General features: G+C 63.2%; 14 protein-coding genes. 6 read left to right on the top strand and 8 right to left on the bottom strand.

What is annotated here, in order from left to right; translation table 11 throughout:
- Window positions 1–62 precede the first annotated feature (62 nt).
- The 5 genes from CKW35_RS16605 to tkt all read right to left on the bottom strand — a co-directional run bounded on the left by CKW35_RS16605 (window position 63) and on the right by tkt (window position 5091).
- A complete protein-coding gene (locus CKW35_RS16605; protein WP_016489510.1) occupies window positions 63–392 on the bottom strand; it encodes an MliC family protein in 330 nt (109 codons plus the stop codon).
- A 62-nt stretch (window positions 393–454) separates the two neighbouring features.
- A complete protein-coding gene (locus CKW35_RS16600; protein WP_016489511.1) occupies window positions 455–706 on the bottom strand; it encodes a hypothetical protein in 252 nt (83 codons plus the stop codon).
- Window positions 706–1869: a phosphoglycerate kinase gene (locus tag CKW35_RS16595; RefSeq protein WP_016489512.1), complete on the bottom strand. Its 1164-nt coding sequence runs from the start codon at window positions 1867–1869 to the stop codon at window positions 706–708. Before CKW35_RS16595 ends, CKW35_RS16600 begins: the two co-directional genes overlap by 1 nt.
- Before the next feature lie 12 nt (window positions 1870–1881).
- Window positions 1882–2943 carry an erythrose-4-phosphate dehydrogenase gene (epd, locus tag CKW35_RS16590; RefSeq protein ID WP_023046981.1) on the bottom strand — a complete coding sequence of 354 codons (1062 nt, stop codon included), beginning with the start codon at window positions 2941–2943 and terminating at the stop codon, window positions 1882–1884.
- Window positions 2944–3093: 150 nt separating this feature from the next.
- Window positions 3094–5091: a transketolase gene (gene tkt, locus CKW35_RS16585; protein WP_095116421.1), complete on the bottom strand. Its 1998-nt coding sequence runs from the start codon at window positions 5089–5091 to the stop codon at window positions 3094–3096.
- 227 nt (window positions 5092–5318) lie between these two features.
- Here tkt and CKW35_RS16580 point away from each other — a divergent pair, with 227 nt between their 5' ends.
- From CKW35_RS16580 to CKW35_RS16565, 4 genes are all read left to right on the top strand, one after another.
- Window positions 5319–6311, top strand: a complete 993-nt coding sequence (locus tag CKW35_RS16580; protein ID WP_016489515.1) for a metalloregulator ArsR/SmtB family transcription factor — start codon at window positions 5319–5321, stop codon at window positions 6309–6311.
- A gap of 18 nt (window positions 6312–6329) precedes the next feature.
- Window positions 6330–7520, top strand: coding sequence for a methionine adenosyltransferase (gene metK, locus CKW35_RS16575; protein ID WP_016489516.1), 1191 nt, complete (start codon window positions 6330–6332; stop codon window positions 7518–7520).
- A 144-nt stretch (window positions 7521–7664) separates the two neighbouring features.
- A complete protein-coding gene (gene ligB / locus CKW35_RS16570; RefSeq protein ID WP_095116554.1) occupies window positions 7665–9365 on the top strand; it encodes an NAD-dependent DNA ligase LigB in 1701 nt (566 codons plus the stop codon).
- A gap of 132 nt (window positions 9366–9497) precedes the next feature.
- On the top strand, window positions 9498–9890 hold the full coding sequence (locus tag CKW35_RS16565) for a DUF1090 domain-containing protein (RefSeq protein WP_023046978.1): 393 nt from the start codon (window positions 9498–9500) through the stop codon (window positions 9888–9890).
- Window positions 9891–10018: 128 nt separating this feature from the next.
- On the opposite strand, the gene CKW35_RS16560 is transcribed toward CKW35_RS16565, so the two are convergent.
- Complete coding sequence (locus CKW35_RS16560; RefSeq protein ID WP_016489519.1) at window positions 10019–10465, bottom strand: cytochrome c; 447 nt, start codon at window positions 10463–10465, stop codon at window positions 10019–10021.
- A gap of 119 nt (window positions 10466–10584) precedes the next feature.
- Here CKW35_RS16560 and CKW35_RS16555 point away from each other — a divergent pair, with 119 nt between their 5' ends.
- Window positions 10585–11736 (top strand): murein transglycosylase A, encoded by a 1152-nt coding sequence (locus CKW35_RS16555; protein WP_095116419.1) that lies wholly within the window; start codon window positions 10585–10587, stop codon window positions 11734–11736.
- 49 nt (window positions 11737–11785) lie between these two features.
- Here CKW35_RS16555 and CKW35_RS16550 read toward each other — a convergent pair whose 3' ends face one another.
- Together CKW35_RS16550 and CKW35_RS16545 are read right to left on the bottom strand one after the other, a co-directional pair.
- The gene (locus CKW35_RS16550; protein WP_016489521.1) at window positions 11786–12172 is read right to left on the bottom strand and encodes an MAPEG family protein; all 387 of its coding nucleotides are present in this window, start codon (window positions 12170–12172) and stop codon (window positions 11786–11788) included.
- A 27-nt stretch (window positions 12173–12199) separates the two neighbouring features.
- Window positions 12200–13033 (bottom strand): DMT family transporter, encoded by an 834-nt coding sequence (locus CKW35_RS16545; RefSeq protein ID WP_016489522.1) that lies wholly within the window; start codon window positions 13031–13033, stop codon window positions 12200–12202.
- Between the two features lie 193 nt (window positions 13034–13226).
- On the opposite strand from CKW35_RS16545, the gene CKW35_RS16540 reads away from it, so the two are divergent.
- Complete coding sequence (locus CKW35_RS16540; RefSeq protein ID WP_023046976.1) at window positions 13227–14462, top strand: sodium:proton antiporter; 1236 nt, start codon at window positions 13227–13229, stop codon at window positions 14460–14462.
- The last annotated feature ends 38 nt before the right edge of the window (window positions 14463–14500 follow it).

Raw genomic sequence — 14500 nt, 5'->3', positions numbered from 1 at the left:
CAAGCCTGCCGCAGGGGCGGTTGCTGTTCAAGTAGTGTGGGCCATTCACGCAGCCCGGCCAGTCACGGTGCCTTGCAGCCCCGCCCAATCAGATCGTTGGTTGCCACCCAGTACACCAGGCCTTCTTCGCCCTTGGTGTGGAAGGCCAGCATGCCATCGCTGTACAACGCACCCGAAGCACCCGGCTCGGACTTGAGCCGGTAGACCTGGTCACCGCCGCCAAGGCGCACGTCGACCTGGTCGCGTTGTGCATCGGCGAAGCGCCACAGCACTTCGACCTGAGTGTCACAGACCCAACGGGTCCAGTTGTCTGCCGGGGCGGGTGGCGCCGGCTGCAGCAGTGAGCATCCTGCCAGTGTCGCCAGGGCCGTTACGGCCAAAAGCGCTTTCATTACATTTCCTCTAGATGACCACAGAGCAGCCGCTTGGTTGCCTGGCCCGACGAAACGCGGGGTCATGGGCAACCCGGCGCCTTGCGCTGGTGGTCTTCGTCGTACTTTTCCAGGCCTTCCGGGCCTACGCGCTTGCTGATGACCGGCACGGTTTCGGCCTGCCACTCGGACTGGTAGCAACCACCCTTGGGCGGATGCGCCGGGTCGCCATCCGAGGCCGGGCTGCCGGAGCAGGCGCTCAGCAGGCCAGCCAGCATCATCACAGGCAATTGCTTGACCATCAGGCCACTCCCTTTGCCAAGCGCCGACGTCATCAGGCTTTGGCCCGCTCTTCCAGGATTGCTACCGCTGGCAGGACCTTGCCCTCGACGAACTCGAGGAAAGCACCACCACCGGTAGAAATGTAGGAGATTTGCTCGCTAACGCCATATTTGTCGATGGCGGCCAGGGTGTCACCGCCACCGGCGATAGAAAACGCTGCGCTCTCGGCAATGGCTTTGGCCAGCACCTTGGTGCCGTTGCCGAACTGGTCGAACTCGAACACGCCGACCGGGCCGTTCCACAGGATGGTCTTCGACGACTTCAGCAGCTCAGCGAAGTTGGCCGCGGTTTGCGGGCCGATATCCAGGATCATGTCATCGGCAGCAACGTCGGCAATAGCCTTGACGGTAGCTTCGGCGCTCTCGGCAAACGCCTTGGCAACCACCACGTCGACTGGCAGCGGTACACTGACCTTGGCGGCGATGGCCTTGGCGGTGTCTACCAGGTCCGGCTCGTACAGCGACTTGCCCACCGGGTGGCCGGCCGCAGCCAGGAAGGTGTTGGCAATACCGCCACCGACGATCAGCTGGTCGCACACACTGCTCAGGCTGTTCAGCACGTCCAGCTTGGTAGACACCTTGGAGCCGGCAACAATGGCCGCCATCGGCTTGGCCGGGGCTTTCAGAGCTTTGCCCAGGGCATCCAGCTCGGCCGCCAGCAGCGGACCGGCAGCGGCAACCTTGGCGAACTTGGCCACACCGTGGGTCGAACCTTCGGCGCGGTGAGCGGTGCCGAAAGCGTCCATGACGAACACATCGCACAGGGCAGCGTACTTCTGCGCCAGCTCGTCGGCGTTCTTTTTCTCGCCCTTGTTGAAGCGCACGTTCTCGAACAGCACCAGCTCACCGGCTTGTACCGCGACACCGTCCAGGTAGTCGGCCACCAGCGGCACATCACGGCCCAGGGCCTTGCTCAGGTAGTCGGCAACCGGCTTGAGGCTGTTCTCGGCAGAGAATTCGCCTTCGGTCGGGCGGCCCAGGTGCGAGCAGACCATTACCGCCGCGCCCTTCTCCAGCGCCAGCTTGATGGTCGGCAGCGCTGCCAGGATACGCGCGTCGCTGGTTACCACACCGTCCTTCACAGGCACGTTGAGGTCTTCGCGGATCAGTACGCGCTTACCTTGCAGGTCGAGGTCGGTCATCTTCAACACGGTCATGAATGCAGTCCTTCAGGGCTGTTTGTTGCGGGTTGGGTGAACGACGTGCAGAAAGTGTTCGGCAACGTCGAGCATACGGTTGGCAAAACCCCATTCGTTGTCGAACCAGGCCAGCAAGTTCACCAGGCGGGGGCCGGAAACACGGGTCTGGCTGGCATCGACAATCGCCGAATGCGGGTCATGGTTGAAATCACAGCTGGCGTGCGGCAACTCGGTGTAGGCCAACAAGCCTTTCAGCGGGCCTTCCAGCGCGGCCTCGCGCAACACCCGGTTGACCTCGGCCGCGCTGGTGTCCCGGGCGGTCTGCAGGGTGATGTCCAGGCACGAGACGTTGACGGTCGGTACACGTACCGCTTTGGCCTGGATTCGCCCGGCAAGTTCCGGGAGCAGGCGCTCGATGCCACGGGCCAGACCAGTGGACACCGGGATCACCGACTGGAAGGCCGAACGCGTGCGGCGCAGGTCTTCGTGGTGGTAGGCGTCGATCACCGGCTGGTCGTTCATCGCCGAGTGGATGGTGGTGATCTGCACGTATTCGATGCCGAACGCCTGGTCCAGCACACGCAGCAGTGGCACGCCGCAGTTGGTGGTGCACGAGGCATTGGACACAAGGCGCTCGCTGCCGGTCAGGCACGCCTGGTTGATGCCGTAGACCACCGTGGCATCGACGTCGGCTTCACTGGCCATCGGTTGCGAGAACAGCACGCGCGGCGCGCCGGCGTCGAGAAAGCGCTGGCCATCAGCACGGGTGTTGTAGGCACCGGTGCACTCCAGCACCAGGTCGATGTCCAGCGCAGCCCAGTCGATGCCTTCGGGGGTGGCACTGCGCATAACCTTCACGCAGTCGCCATTGATATGCAGACAGTCACCGTCGACTTTCACCTCGCCGGGGAAACGCCCGTGGGTGGAGTCGAAGCGTGTCAGGTACTCAAGGCTGGCCTGGTCGGCCAGGTCGTTCAGCGCGACGATCTCGAACCCGGCCTTTGCCCCCCGCTCGACCAGCGCGCGCAGGACACAGCGGCCGATGCGGCCATAACCGTTGAGTGCAACTTTGTAGGGACGCAGGTGGGGCATAGGTAGCTCTTGAACTCCGGCAGTTGAACGGGGCCGCCATGCGGCCCATTCGCGACACAAGGCCGCTCCCACAGAGAACGGCATGCGCAATACCCTGTGGGAGCGGCCTTGTGCCGCGAACGAGGGCCAACGGCCCTCGCCTTCCTTGTATCAGTCTTCCAGCAGCTCTTCGGCAGTACCGAGGATGTTTTCCAGGGTGAAGCCGAACTCTTCGAACAGTGCCGAAGCTGGCGCCGACTCACCGTAAGTGGTCATGCCAATGATACGGCCTTCCAGGCCGACGTACTTGTACCAGAAGTCGGCGTGGGCAGCTTCGATGGCGATGCGCGCACCCACTTCCAGCGGCAGCACGGACTGCTTGTAGGCTGCATCCTGAGCGTCGAACACGCTGGTGCTCGGCATCGACACGACACGCACCTTGCGGCCTTGCTCGGTCAGTTTGTCGAACGCCTGAACAGCCAGGCCCACTTCCGAACCGGTGGCGATCAGGATCAGCTCAGGCTCGCCAGCGCAATCCTTGAGCACGTAACCGCCACGGGCGATGTCGGCGATCTGCGCATCGCTGCGCACCTGATGCTGCAGGTTCTGACGCGAGAAGATCAGCGCCGACGGGCCGTCCTTGCGCTCCAGAGCGTGCTTCCAGGACACGGCGGATTCCACCGCATCGGCCGGGCGCCAGGTGTCCAGGTTTGGCGTGCTGCGCAGGCTGGCCAGTTGCTCGATCGGCTGGTGGGTCGGGCCGTCTTCGCCCAGGCCGATGGAATCGTGGGTGTAGACGTGGATCACGCGCTGCTTCATCAGGGCAGACATGCGCACGGCGTTGCGGGCGTATTCCATGAACATCAGGAAGGTCGCGCCGTAAGGCACCAGGCCACCGTGCAGGGCAACGCCGTTCATGATCGCGGTCATGCCGAACTCGCGCACGCCGTAGTACATGTAGTTGCCATTGGCATCTTCATGGCTGACGCCCTTGCAACCTTTCCACAAGGTCAGGTTGGAGCCGGCCAGGTCGGCCGAGCCGCCCAGCAATTCCGGCAGCAGCGGGCCAAAGGCGTTCAGGGTGTTCTGGCTGGCCTTGCGGCTGGCAATGGTCTCGCCCTTGGCCGCGACTTCAGCAATATAGGCAGCGGCTTTTTCTGCGAAGTCGGCCGGCAGCTCACCGCTCAGGCGGCGCTTGAGTTCGCTGGCCAGTTCCGGGAAGGCAGCGGCATAGGCATCGAAACGCTGGCTCCATTCGGCTTCGGCCTTGGCACCGGCTTGCTTGGCGTCCCACTCGGCGTAGATGTCGGCAGGGACTTCGAACGGACCGTGGTTCCAGTTCAGTTCCTTGCGCGCCAGGGCGATTTCGTCGTTGCCCAGCGGAGCACCGTGGCAGTCTTCCTTGCCCTGCTTGTTCGGCGAACCGAAACCGATGATGGTCTTGCAGCAGATCAGGGTCGGACGGTCGCTCTTGCGGGCGGTCTCGATGGCGGTACGGATCTCGTCGGCGTCGTGGCCGTTGACGTTGCGGATCACCAGCCAGTTGTAGGACTCGAAACGCTTCGGCGTGTCGTCAGTGAACCAGCCTTCCACTTCACCGTCGATGGAAATGCCGTTGTCGTCGTAGAAGGCGACCAGCTTGTTCAGGCCCAGGGTGCCGGCCAGCGAGGCGACTTCATGGGAAATACCTTCCATCATGCAGCCATCGCCCAGGAACACATAGGTGTGGTGGTCGACGACGTTGTGGCCTTCACGGTTGAACTGGGCGCCCAGTACTTTCTCGGCCAGGGCAAAGCCCACGGCGTTGGCCAGGCCCTGGCCCAGCGGGCCGGTGGTGGTCTCGACACCCGGGGTGTAGCCGAACTCCGGGTGGCCCGGGGTACGGCTGTGCAGCTGGCGGAACGACTTGAGGTCATCGAGGGTGACGTCGTAGCCGGTCAGGTGCAGCAGCGAGTAGATCAGCATCGAGCCGTGGCCGTTGGACAGCACAAAGCGGTCACGGTCGGCGAAACTCGGGTTGCTCGGGTTGTGCTTCAGATAGTCGCGCCAAAGCACTTCGGCGATATCCGCCATGCCCATGGGGGCACCTGGATGGCCGCTGTTGGCCTTTTGCACGGCATCCATGCTGAGGGCACGAATGGCGTTGGCACGTTCACGACGGCTGGGCATCGCTGATCTCCTGGGGGCTTGAATAGGTAGTGTTACGAAAAAGGCGGCCATTTTCGCCCACTGGGGGGGCTTGGGGCAATGACGTATGGTCGCAGTCGGGGGATTTTCCTGTGATTGGCATTCAATTCGGGGCAAAACCGGGTTAACCGCCCCGCCCATCACCCAATATCAAAACTTTTTGATATTGGCCTTGCTAGGGCATCGATGCCTGTCTAGACTGCCGCCCCATGAACCTGCGTGCGCAATCAAACCCCGAGCAACACGAAACATTGGCCGCCTTGTGCAAAGCCAGTGGGGACGCGCTGCGCCTGAATGTATTGCGCGCCCTGGCCAACGACTCGTTCGGCGTGCTGGAGCTGGCGCAGATCTTCGACATCGGCCAGTCGGGCATGAGCCACCACCTGAAGGTGCTGGCCCAGGCCGAGCTGGTGGCAACGCGCCGCGAAGGCAACGCCATCTTCTATCGCCGCGCACTGCCCGACAGCCTGCGCCTGGGCGGTCGGCTGCATGCGGCGCTGCTCGAAGAAGTCGACGAGCTGGCCCTGCCGCCGGCCGTGCAGGCGCGAATAGCCCAGGTGCAACAACGCCGCGCGGTTACCAGCCAGGATTTCTTCCTGCGCGTGGAAGAGAAGTTTCGCGCACAGCAAGATTTGATCGCCGGGCTGCCGCAGTACCGCGAAAGCCTGCTGGCGCTGCTCGACAAACTGCATTTCGACCCGGCCGCCAGTGCCCTGGAGGTCGGCCCCGGGGACGGTGGCTTCCTCCCCGACCTGGCCCGGCGCTTCGCCCGGGTCACCGCGCTGGACAACAGCCCGACCATGCTCGAACTGGCGCGCCAGGTCTGCCAGCGCGAGGGGCTCGACAACGTGAACCTGCAGTTGGCCGATGCACTGGGTGCAACGGATGTGGCCGCCGACTGCGTTGTGCTGAACATGGTGCTGCACCATTTCAGCGATCCGGCCCTGGCCTTGCGCCAGCTGGCCAAGCGGGTGAAGGCAGGCGGCAGCCTGCTGGTCACCGAGTTGTGCAGCCATGACCAAGGGTGGGCGCGGGACGCCTGCGGCGACCTTTGGCTTGGCTTTGAACAGGACGACCTGGCCCGCTGGGCCAACGCTGCCGGGCTGGCCCATGGGGACAGCCTGTACGTGGGCTTGCGTAACGGTTTCCAGATCCAGGTCCGCCATTTCCAGCGGACGGCTGGCGACATACACCATCGGTAAATTTCAGGAACCTTCGAGATGAGCGAATACTCCCTTTTCACCTCCGAGTCCGTGTCCGAAGGGCATCCGGACAAGATCGCCGACCAGATTTCGGACGCCGTCCTTGATGCCATCATCGCCCAGGACAAATATGCCCGCGTAGCGTGCGAAACCCTGGTCAAGACCGGTGTCGCCATCATTGCCGGCGAAGTCACCACCTCGGCCTGGGTCGACCTGGAAGACCTGGTGCGCAAGGTCATCATCGACATCGGCTACAACAGCTCCGACGTCGGCTTCGACGGCGCCACCTGCGCCGTGATGAACATCATCGGCAAGCAGTCTGTGGACATCGCCCAGGGCGTGGACCGCTCCAAACCTGAAGACCAGGGCGCCGGTGACCAGGGCCTGATGTTCGGTTATGCCAGCAACGAAACCGAAGTACTGATGCCGGCACCGATCTGCTTCTCGCACCGTCTGGTTGAGCGCCAGGCCGAAGCGCGCAAGTCCGGCCTGCTGCCGTGGCTGCGCCCGGATGCGAAGTCGCAGGTCACCTGCCGCTACGAAAACGGCAAGGTGGTCGGTATCGACGCCGTGGTGCTGTCGACCCAGCACAACCCTGAAGTCTCGCAGAAAGACCTGCAAGAAGCCGTGATGGAGCTGATCGTCAAGCACACCCTGCCTGCCGAGCTGCTGCACAAGGGCACCCAGTACCACATCAACCCGACCGGCAACTTCATCATCGGTGGCCCGGTGGGTGACTGTGGCCTGACCGGCCGCAAGATCATCGTCGACTCCTACGGCGGCATGGCCCGCCATGGTGGTGGTGCGTTCTCCGGCAAGGACCCGTCCAAGGTCGACCGTTCCGCCGCCTATGCCGGCCGCTACGTAGCCAAGAACATCGTTGCCGCCGGCCTGGCCGAGCGTTGCGAGATCCAGGTGTCGTACGCCATTGGCGTGGCCCAGCCGACCTCCATCTCGATCAACACCTTCGGTACCGGCAAGGTCTCCGACGACAAGATCATCCAGCTGGTGCGCGAGTGCTTCGACCTGCGTCCGTACGCCATCACCACCATGCTCGACCTGCTGCACCCGATGTACCAGGAAACCGCTGCCTACGGCCACTTCGGCCGCGAGCCGCAGCAGAAGACTGTCGGCGACGACACCTTCACCACCTTCACCTGGGAGCGCACCGACCGCGCCCAGTCGTTGCGTGACGCTGCCGGCCTGTAAGCTTCCTACAGCACCAGGCGAAAGCCCCTGCCGAGCAATCGGCAGGGGCTTTTTTGTGACATATCGGCTGACAATCGCGCGGCGGCAAGCGCCCGCGAACCTGCCTAGGCTGGAGGGCCCACCCGCCATGCAAGGATGCTGGCCATGCCGTATCTGCTGTTGTTCACCCTGCTATTTACGCTGAACGCCCCATTGGCCAGGGCTACCTCATGCCCTGACTGGAACCCGCAACAGGCCGAGGCCGAAGTTGCGCAGCTGCGCGCCACGCTCACCCGATGGGACGAGCACTACCATCGCCAGGGTGTTGCCCTGGTCGCCGATGAACTGTACGACCAAAGCCGCGAGCGCCTGAATCACCTGCAGCAGTGCTTCGCGGTTGGCAGCAGCCCCTCCCCTTTGGCCAGCGCTCGTGGCCCGGTCACCCACCCCGTGCCGCATACCGGCGTCGACAAGCTGGCAGACCGCCAGGCCGTAGCGCGATGGATGGCCGGCAAGACCGGCGTGTGGGTACAGCCCAAGGTCGACGGTGTTGCAGTTTCCCTCACTTACCAGCAGGGTCGATTGGTGCAGCTCACCAGCCGGGGTGACGGTGTACATGGCCATGACTGGAGCCACCACATTCCACAACTGGGCGCAGTCACCCGACAGTTGCCCATGCCGATTGACCTGCACTTGCAAGGTGAGCTGTATCTGCGCCTGAACGAACATATACAAGCCAAGGCAGGCAGCACCAACGCCCGCGGCACTGTGGCCGGGCTGCTCGCACGCAAGCAACTGACCGCCGAGCAAGGGGACACTATCGGCCTGTTCGTATGGGGCTGGCCGCAGGGCCCCGACCAACAAGCCGAACGCCTCGCACAACTCGCACACCTGGGTTTCCCGGATAGCCAGCGTTACAGCATCGCCATCGACACGTTGGAAGATGCAACGCACTGGCGTGGGCACTGGTACAACTCCCCCCTGCCCTTCGCCACCGACGGCGTGATCCTGCGCCAGGGCCGCCGGCCGCCCGCCAAGCGCTGGCAGGCCAAGGCACCGTACTGGATCGCGGCCTGGAAATACCCCTATGTACAAGCCTTGGCCGAAGTGCGCGACGTGCGCTTTCGGGTTGGCCGCACCGGCAGGGTCACGCCCATTGTGCAGGTACAGCCGGTAACCCTCGATGACCGGCGCATTTCCCAGGTAAGCCTTGGCTCGCTGGCGCGCTGGCAAGCCTTGGACATCCGCCCCGGCGACCAGGTGGCCATCAGTCTTGCCGGGCTGACCATTCCACGCTTGGACCACGTCGTGCACCGCGCTGTCGAGCGCCAGCCACTGGCCGCGCCTGCACCCGACCAGCATCATGCCCACAGCTGCTGGCAGGCCAGCGAAGGCTGTGAAGAGCAATTCATTGCCCGGCTTACCTGGCTTGGCGGAAAACAAGGCCTGGCCTTGCCGCGTACCGGGCCCGGCACGTGGCGCCGGCTGGTCGAAGCGGGCTTGGTAACATCAATGACCGATTGGCTGCATCTTGATGCCGAGCGCCTGCAGCAGGTACCCGGCATAAGTAGCCTGACGGCCGCACAGCTGCTGGGCAGTTTCGACCAAGCACGCTCACGGCCATTCGATCTGTGGCTGCGCGGCATTGGCGCGCCCGTCAGCAAGCATCTGCAACTGACGGGCGACTGGGCAGAGCTGGCTTCACGCAGTGCCGGGCAATGGCAAACCGTGCCCGGCATTGGCGCAAAACGCTCGCGCCAACTTGTGGATTTCTTCGCGGCCCCTGAGGTGCAGGCCATTGCTGCACGGTTGGCGAAAACCGGCATAGAGGGGTTCCCCGCTAGCCCCCAGCGCATTGAGCAATGATTTTTTACCATTTAGCTCGTAGGAAAAACCCGAGATTCAAGCCGAAAACCTCACCAAGGGTTCCTAAATGGGCAAAACCAAGGCAGGATTTCCACCAACTTTTGCTGCCCCGCCCCGTTCAGGAGGCTTTTCATGAAACGCATTTCGACTCTTTTCCTGCTCGCATCACTGGGTTTGGCTGCGGGAGCTGTACAAGCGGCCCAGCCGGACCCAGGCCTGACCGGTTGCGCCGCCAAGCGCAGCGCCATCGAGAACCAGTTGAAAATCGCCCGCGACCACGGCAACAGCGACCAGGTCGCAGGGCTGGAGGAAGCACTGCGTGGCGTGGACAACTGCACCGACGCGAGCCTGCGCAAAGAGCGTGAGCAGAAGGTGCTGGATGCACGTCACGAAGTGGTGCAGCGGGAAAAAGACCTGAAGAAAGCCGAGAAAAAAGGCGACGCGGAGAAGATCAACAAGCGCAAGGACAAGCTTGCCGAATCGCGTAAAGAATTGCAGAAAGCGGTAGACGATCTGGATCACTGACAGCGATTTGCGTTGCCCTTACTGGCCTCATCGCCGGCAAGCCAGCTCCCACAGGTATCACACTGCCCTCAATTACTGCGCAGTACCTGTGGGGGCTGGCTTGCCGGCGATGAGGCCACAGCAGGTCATCAATGATTACGAAACTCGGTATGGCACGCCTTGCACGCCGCTTCGACCTTGTCCATCGGCGCTTTCAGCTGTGCAGCGTCCAGCGGCTGGCTGCGGCTGACATCGACCAGCTCGCCCGTAACGCTTTCCAGCTGCCGGGCCAGTTCATGAAAGCGCGCCTGGCGCTCCCATACCGCTGCGCGCGCGGCGCTATCACCGCCATCGCGTACCTCGGGGAAGTGCTGCCAGGGCTGGTGCGAAAGGCTGTCCAGCTTCAGCGCGCCATCGGCAAACTTCAGCCCGTCGAACGGCAGCCGGCCACGCAGCATACCGCCCAGGTCTTCGCTGGTCTTGAGCATGTCCTTGAAGATTACCTTGCGCTTGCCCAGCGGCGAGTTCGGGTCAACCCGGTCGCAACCGCTCAGGGCCAGGGCTGCCAGCAGAACAACGGTCAATCGCTTCAACATCACGCTCACTTCGGCCTACGCAAATGGGCGGCCAGTATCGCCGTCCAAGGGCCAAACACCAATAGCCACATAAAAAACAGGGGCGAATCTTCATGTTCGCCCATGACAGGAATGCACACATGACATCTGCCTTGCGCCACCTGGCCTGGACACTTCCGGTGCTGGCGTTGCTGGCCGGCTGCAACGGCGGCGAGACCGCCAAGCCCGAGCCCCACGCCATCGCCACTTATGCTCCGGCCACATTCAAAGACCTGCCTGCAGTCAGCGACGAAGACCTGCTGGCCGGTTTCTACGCCTGGCGCAACGGCTGTGAGAAACTCAAGCGCGACCCAGTGTGGGCCGCCACCTGCGAATCGGCCGGCAACGCCACGGCGAGCGCCGCCCAGGTACGTACATTCCTTGAACAGAACCTGCAGGTATACGGCCTGCGCTCTGCCGAGAACAAGGCCAACGGCCTGATTACCGGCTACTACGAGCCGGTCTACCCCGGCAGCCTGAGCCAGTCAGCGACCAACCATGTGGCGGTCTACGGCATTCCTGATGACATGATCGTGGTCGACCTTGCCAGCGTGTACCCCGAACTCAAGGGTAAACGCCTGCGCGGCCGGCTTGATGGCCGGGTGCTCAAGCCATACGACACTGCCGAAGTGATCAACCGTAACGGCGTCAAGGCACCGGTGCTGGCCTGGCTGACCGACCCGATGGACCTGCAATTCCTGCAGATCCAGGGTTCTGGGCGGGTACAACTGGAAGACGGCCGTCAGCTGCGCCTGGGCTACGCCGATCAGAACGGCCACCCCTACCGGCCGATCGGCCGCTGGCTGGTGGAGCAGGGTCAGTTGAAAAAAGAAGACGTGAGCATGGGTGCCATTCATGCCTGGGCCCAGGCCAATCCGCAGCGGGTACCGGAACTGCTGGCCAGCAACCCCAGCTATGTGTTCTTCAGCACCCGCCCGGACAGTAACGAAGGCCCGCGCGGTTCGTTGAACGTACCGCTGACAGCGGGCTACAGCGTGGCCATCGACCGCAAGGTGATTCCGCTGGGCAGCCTGTTGTGGCTTTCCACCACGCGCCCGGACGGCTCGCCAGTGGTGCGCCCGGTGGGTGCGCAGGACACGGGAGGGGCGATTGCGGGTGAAGTGCGCGCCGACCTGTTCTGGGGCACCGGGCCGGAAGCCGGCGAGCTGGCGGGGAACATGAAGCAGCAGGGGCAGATCTGGATGCTCTGGCCTAAAGGCCAGCCACTACCTGAGGTACCTAAGGTACTTTGATCGGCGGTGAATTCTTCGCGGGCTCGCCCGCGAAGCAGGCAACGCGGCTTCAGATGGAAACCACGAAGAACGACACGATAATTGCCAACCCGGCAAACCACACCAGCGAGCGCAAGGCCGCCCAATCGGCCAGGTAGCAGATGATGTAAAGCAAGCGGCTGGTGATGTACATCACCCCCAGCACATCCTGCGTCACCTGCTCGGCATTGCCGACGATATCCGCCACCAGTACCGCAGCAGCAAACGCCGGGAACGCCTCGTAGCCATTCTGCTGCGCTGCATGGGCCCGCCGCGGCAAGCCCGACAAGGTATCAAGGAAAGCGCGCGGGTCGTGATTGTCCTTGAGGCCAAACCGGCCGCTGGCCACTTTGGCGATCAAGGCACACAGCGGGTTCAGCATCAGCGCGATCAGGATGCACCACAGGGCAACGGTCATGCTCAGGACTCCTTGTTCGAAAATAGGTTAGAGCTTCATCACCAGCATGCCTGCAAGGACCAGCCCGCAAGCTAGGAGTCTTGGCCCGCCAAAAGGTTCTTTGAGGTAACGCATACCCAGCAACACCACCAGGATCACGCTCAACTCCCGCAACGCAGCCGCCTCGGCCACCGACCCCAGGTGCATGGCCCACAACACCAGCGCATAACTGAACAACACGCAGAGCCCTACCGCCAGGCCCAGGCGCCATTGCGTTCGCCAGAACAGGGCGAACGGAGCCCGCCGCGCCACCCCGGCCAGCAGCGGGAATTGCCAGGCACTGAGCAGAGTCAGCCACACCAGGTAATCCCACGGTTTGCCCCATAAGCGCACCGCCTGGCCGTCGAACCAGGTGTAACAGCCGATGCACAGACCGATCAGGGCGACCACCGGCAGCATCGACCAGGGCAGCCGGTCACCGCCACCGCCCTGCCATAACAGGCAAGCCATGCCACAAGGGATCAGCAAGATGCCGATGATCTGCTGCTGGCTCAGCGACTCCCCGGCAAAGGCCAGGGTCAGCCCCAGCACCACCAGCGGCGACAGCCCGCGCATCAGAGGATAGACCAGCCCCAGGTCGCCCACGCGGTAGGCCTTGATCAGCAGATAGCGGTACAGCTGCTCGGCCAGCGCCGAGGCAACCAACCAGGGCCATATTTCCGCCGGCGGCACATCGACGAAGGCGACCGCCAGCACCGCGAACACCAAGGCCACCGTGTCCATGCTGGCGATCACCAGCAAGCGCTCGCCGCTGAATTTGATCAGGGTATTCCAGGTCGCATGCAGCAGGGCGGCGACCAGCACCAGGGATGTTGCCAACACGCCTTCTTATCCTTAATGGCTTTTTTATTGCTGTGAATATATAGCGTTCAGGGGCCGCTGTGCGGCCCCCTTACATGGGAACGATTGGAACGAATCCGGTCAAAGCTTGTGTCCCGAACCCCGTGCCAGGTCATCAAAGAACTGCCCGAGCCATTCGGGTAACGACTTGGAAGCCACTGTCACAGGATTCGGGATGCTTGAATTAGTTGCCGCGTTTATCTGCCTCACCACCCTCCTCACCTATGTAAATTACCGTTTCATCGGCCTGCCGCCCGCCATCGGTGTGATGGTCACGGCACTGCTGTTCTCCCTGATACTGCAGGGCCTTAGCCTGATCGGCTTCCCTGGCCTGGAAGAGCGCGTCGAAGGGCTGATGAACCAGATCGATTTCAACGACCTGTTGATGCACTGGATGCTGGCGTTCCTGCTGTTTGCCGGCGCCTTGCACGTGAACCTTAGCGATTTGCGCAGTTACCGCTGGCCGATAGGGTTGCTCGCAACAATTGGGGTGCTGATCGCCACCGTGGTCATCGGCTACCTGTCGCACTGGGTATTCGCGATGTTTGGCTGGCAAGTGCCGCTGATCTACTGCCTGCTGTTCGGTGCGCTCATCTCGCCCACCGACCCGATTGCCGTGCTGGGCGCGCTGCGTACCGCCAACGCCTCCAAACCGCTCAAAACCACCATCGTCGGCGAGTCGCTGTTCAACGACGGCACTGCGGTAGTGGTGTTCACCGTGTTGCTGGGCATCATCCAGCTGGGTGAAACGCCGAGCATGACCGACACGGCGATCCTGTTCGCCCGCGAGGCCATCGGTGGCGTGGTGTTTGGTGGCCTGATCGGCTACGCCACCTACCGCATGATCAAGAGCATCGAGCAGTACCAGGTGGAAGTCATGCTGACCCTGGCGCTGGTCATCGGTGGCTCGGCCATGTGCTACGAGCTGCACGTTTCGGCGCCGATCGCCATGGTGGTGGCCGGCCTGATCATCGGCAACCTGGGACGCAACCTGGCGATGAACGACATGACCCGTCGCTACATGGACGGTTTCTGGGAGCTGATCGATGACATGCTCAATGCCCTGCTGTTCGCACTGATCGGCCTGGAGCTGTTGCTGCTGCCGTTCAACTGGATGCACCTGGCGGCCGGCAGCGTGCTGGCGCTGGCGGTGCTGCTGTCGAGGCTGCTGACCGTGGCCCCGGCCATCGTCCTGCTGCGCCGCTGGCGCCCGGTGCCCAAAGGCACGGTGCGGGTGCTGACCTGGGGTGGCCTGCGTGGCGGGGTGTCGGTGGCCCTGGCGCTGTCGCTGCCACTGGGCGAGGAGCGTGACTTGCTGCTGTCGATCACCTACATCGTGGTGTTGTCGTCGATCCTGGTGCAGGGCTTGAGCATCGGGCGAGTGGTGCGCAAGGTCAGCGCCCAGCCTTGAGATTGCCGGGGCCGCTTTGCGGCCACTCACGGCACAAG

The sequence above is a fragment of the Pseudomonas sp. Irchel 3F3 genome, from assembly GCF_900187545.1.
Classification (GTDB): Bacteria; Pseudomonadota; Gammaproteobacteria; order Pseudomonadales; family Pseudomonadaceae; genus Aquipseudomonas; species Aquipseudomonas fortuita.
This window is presented reverse-complemented; position numbering and strand designations above follow the sequence as displayed.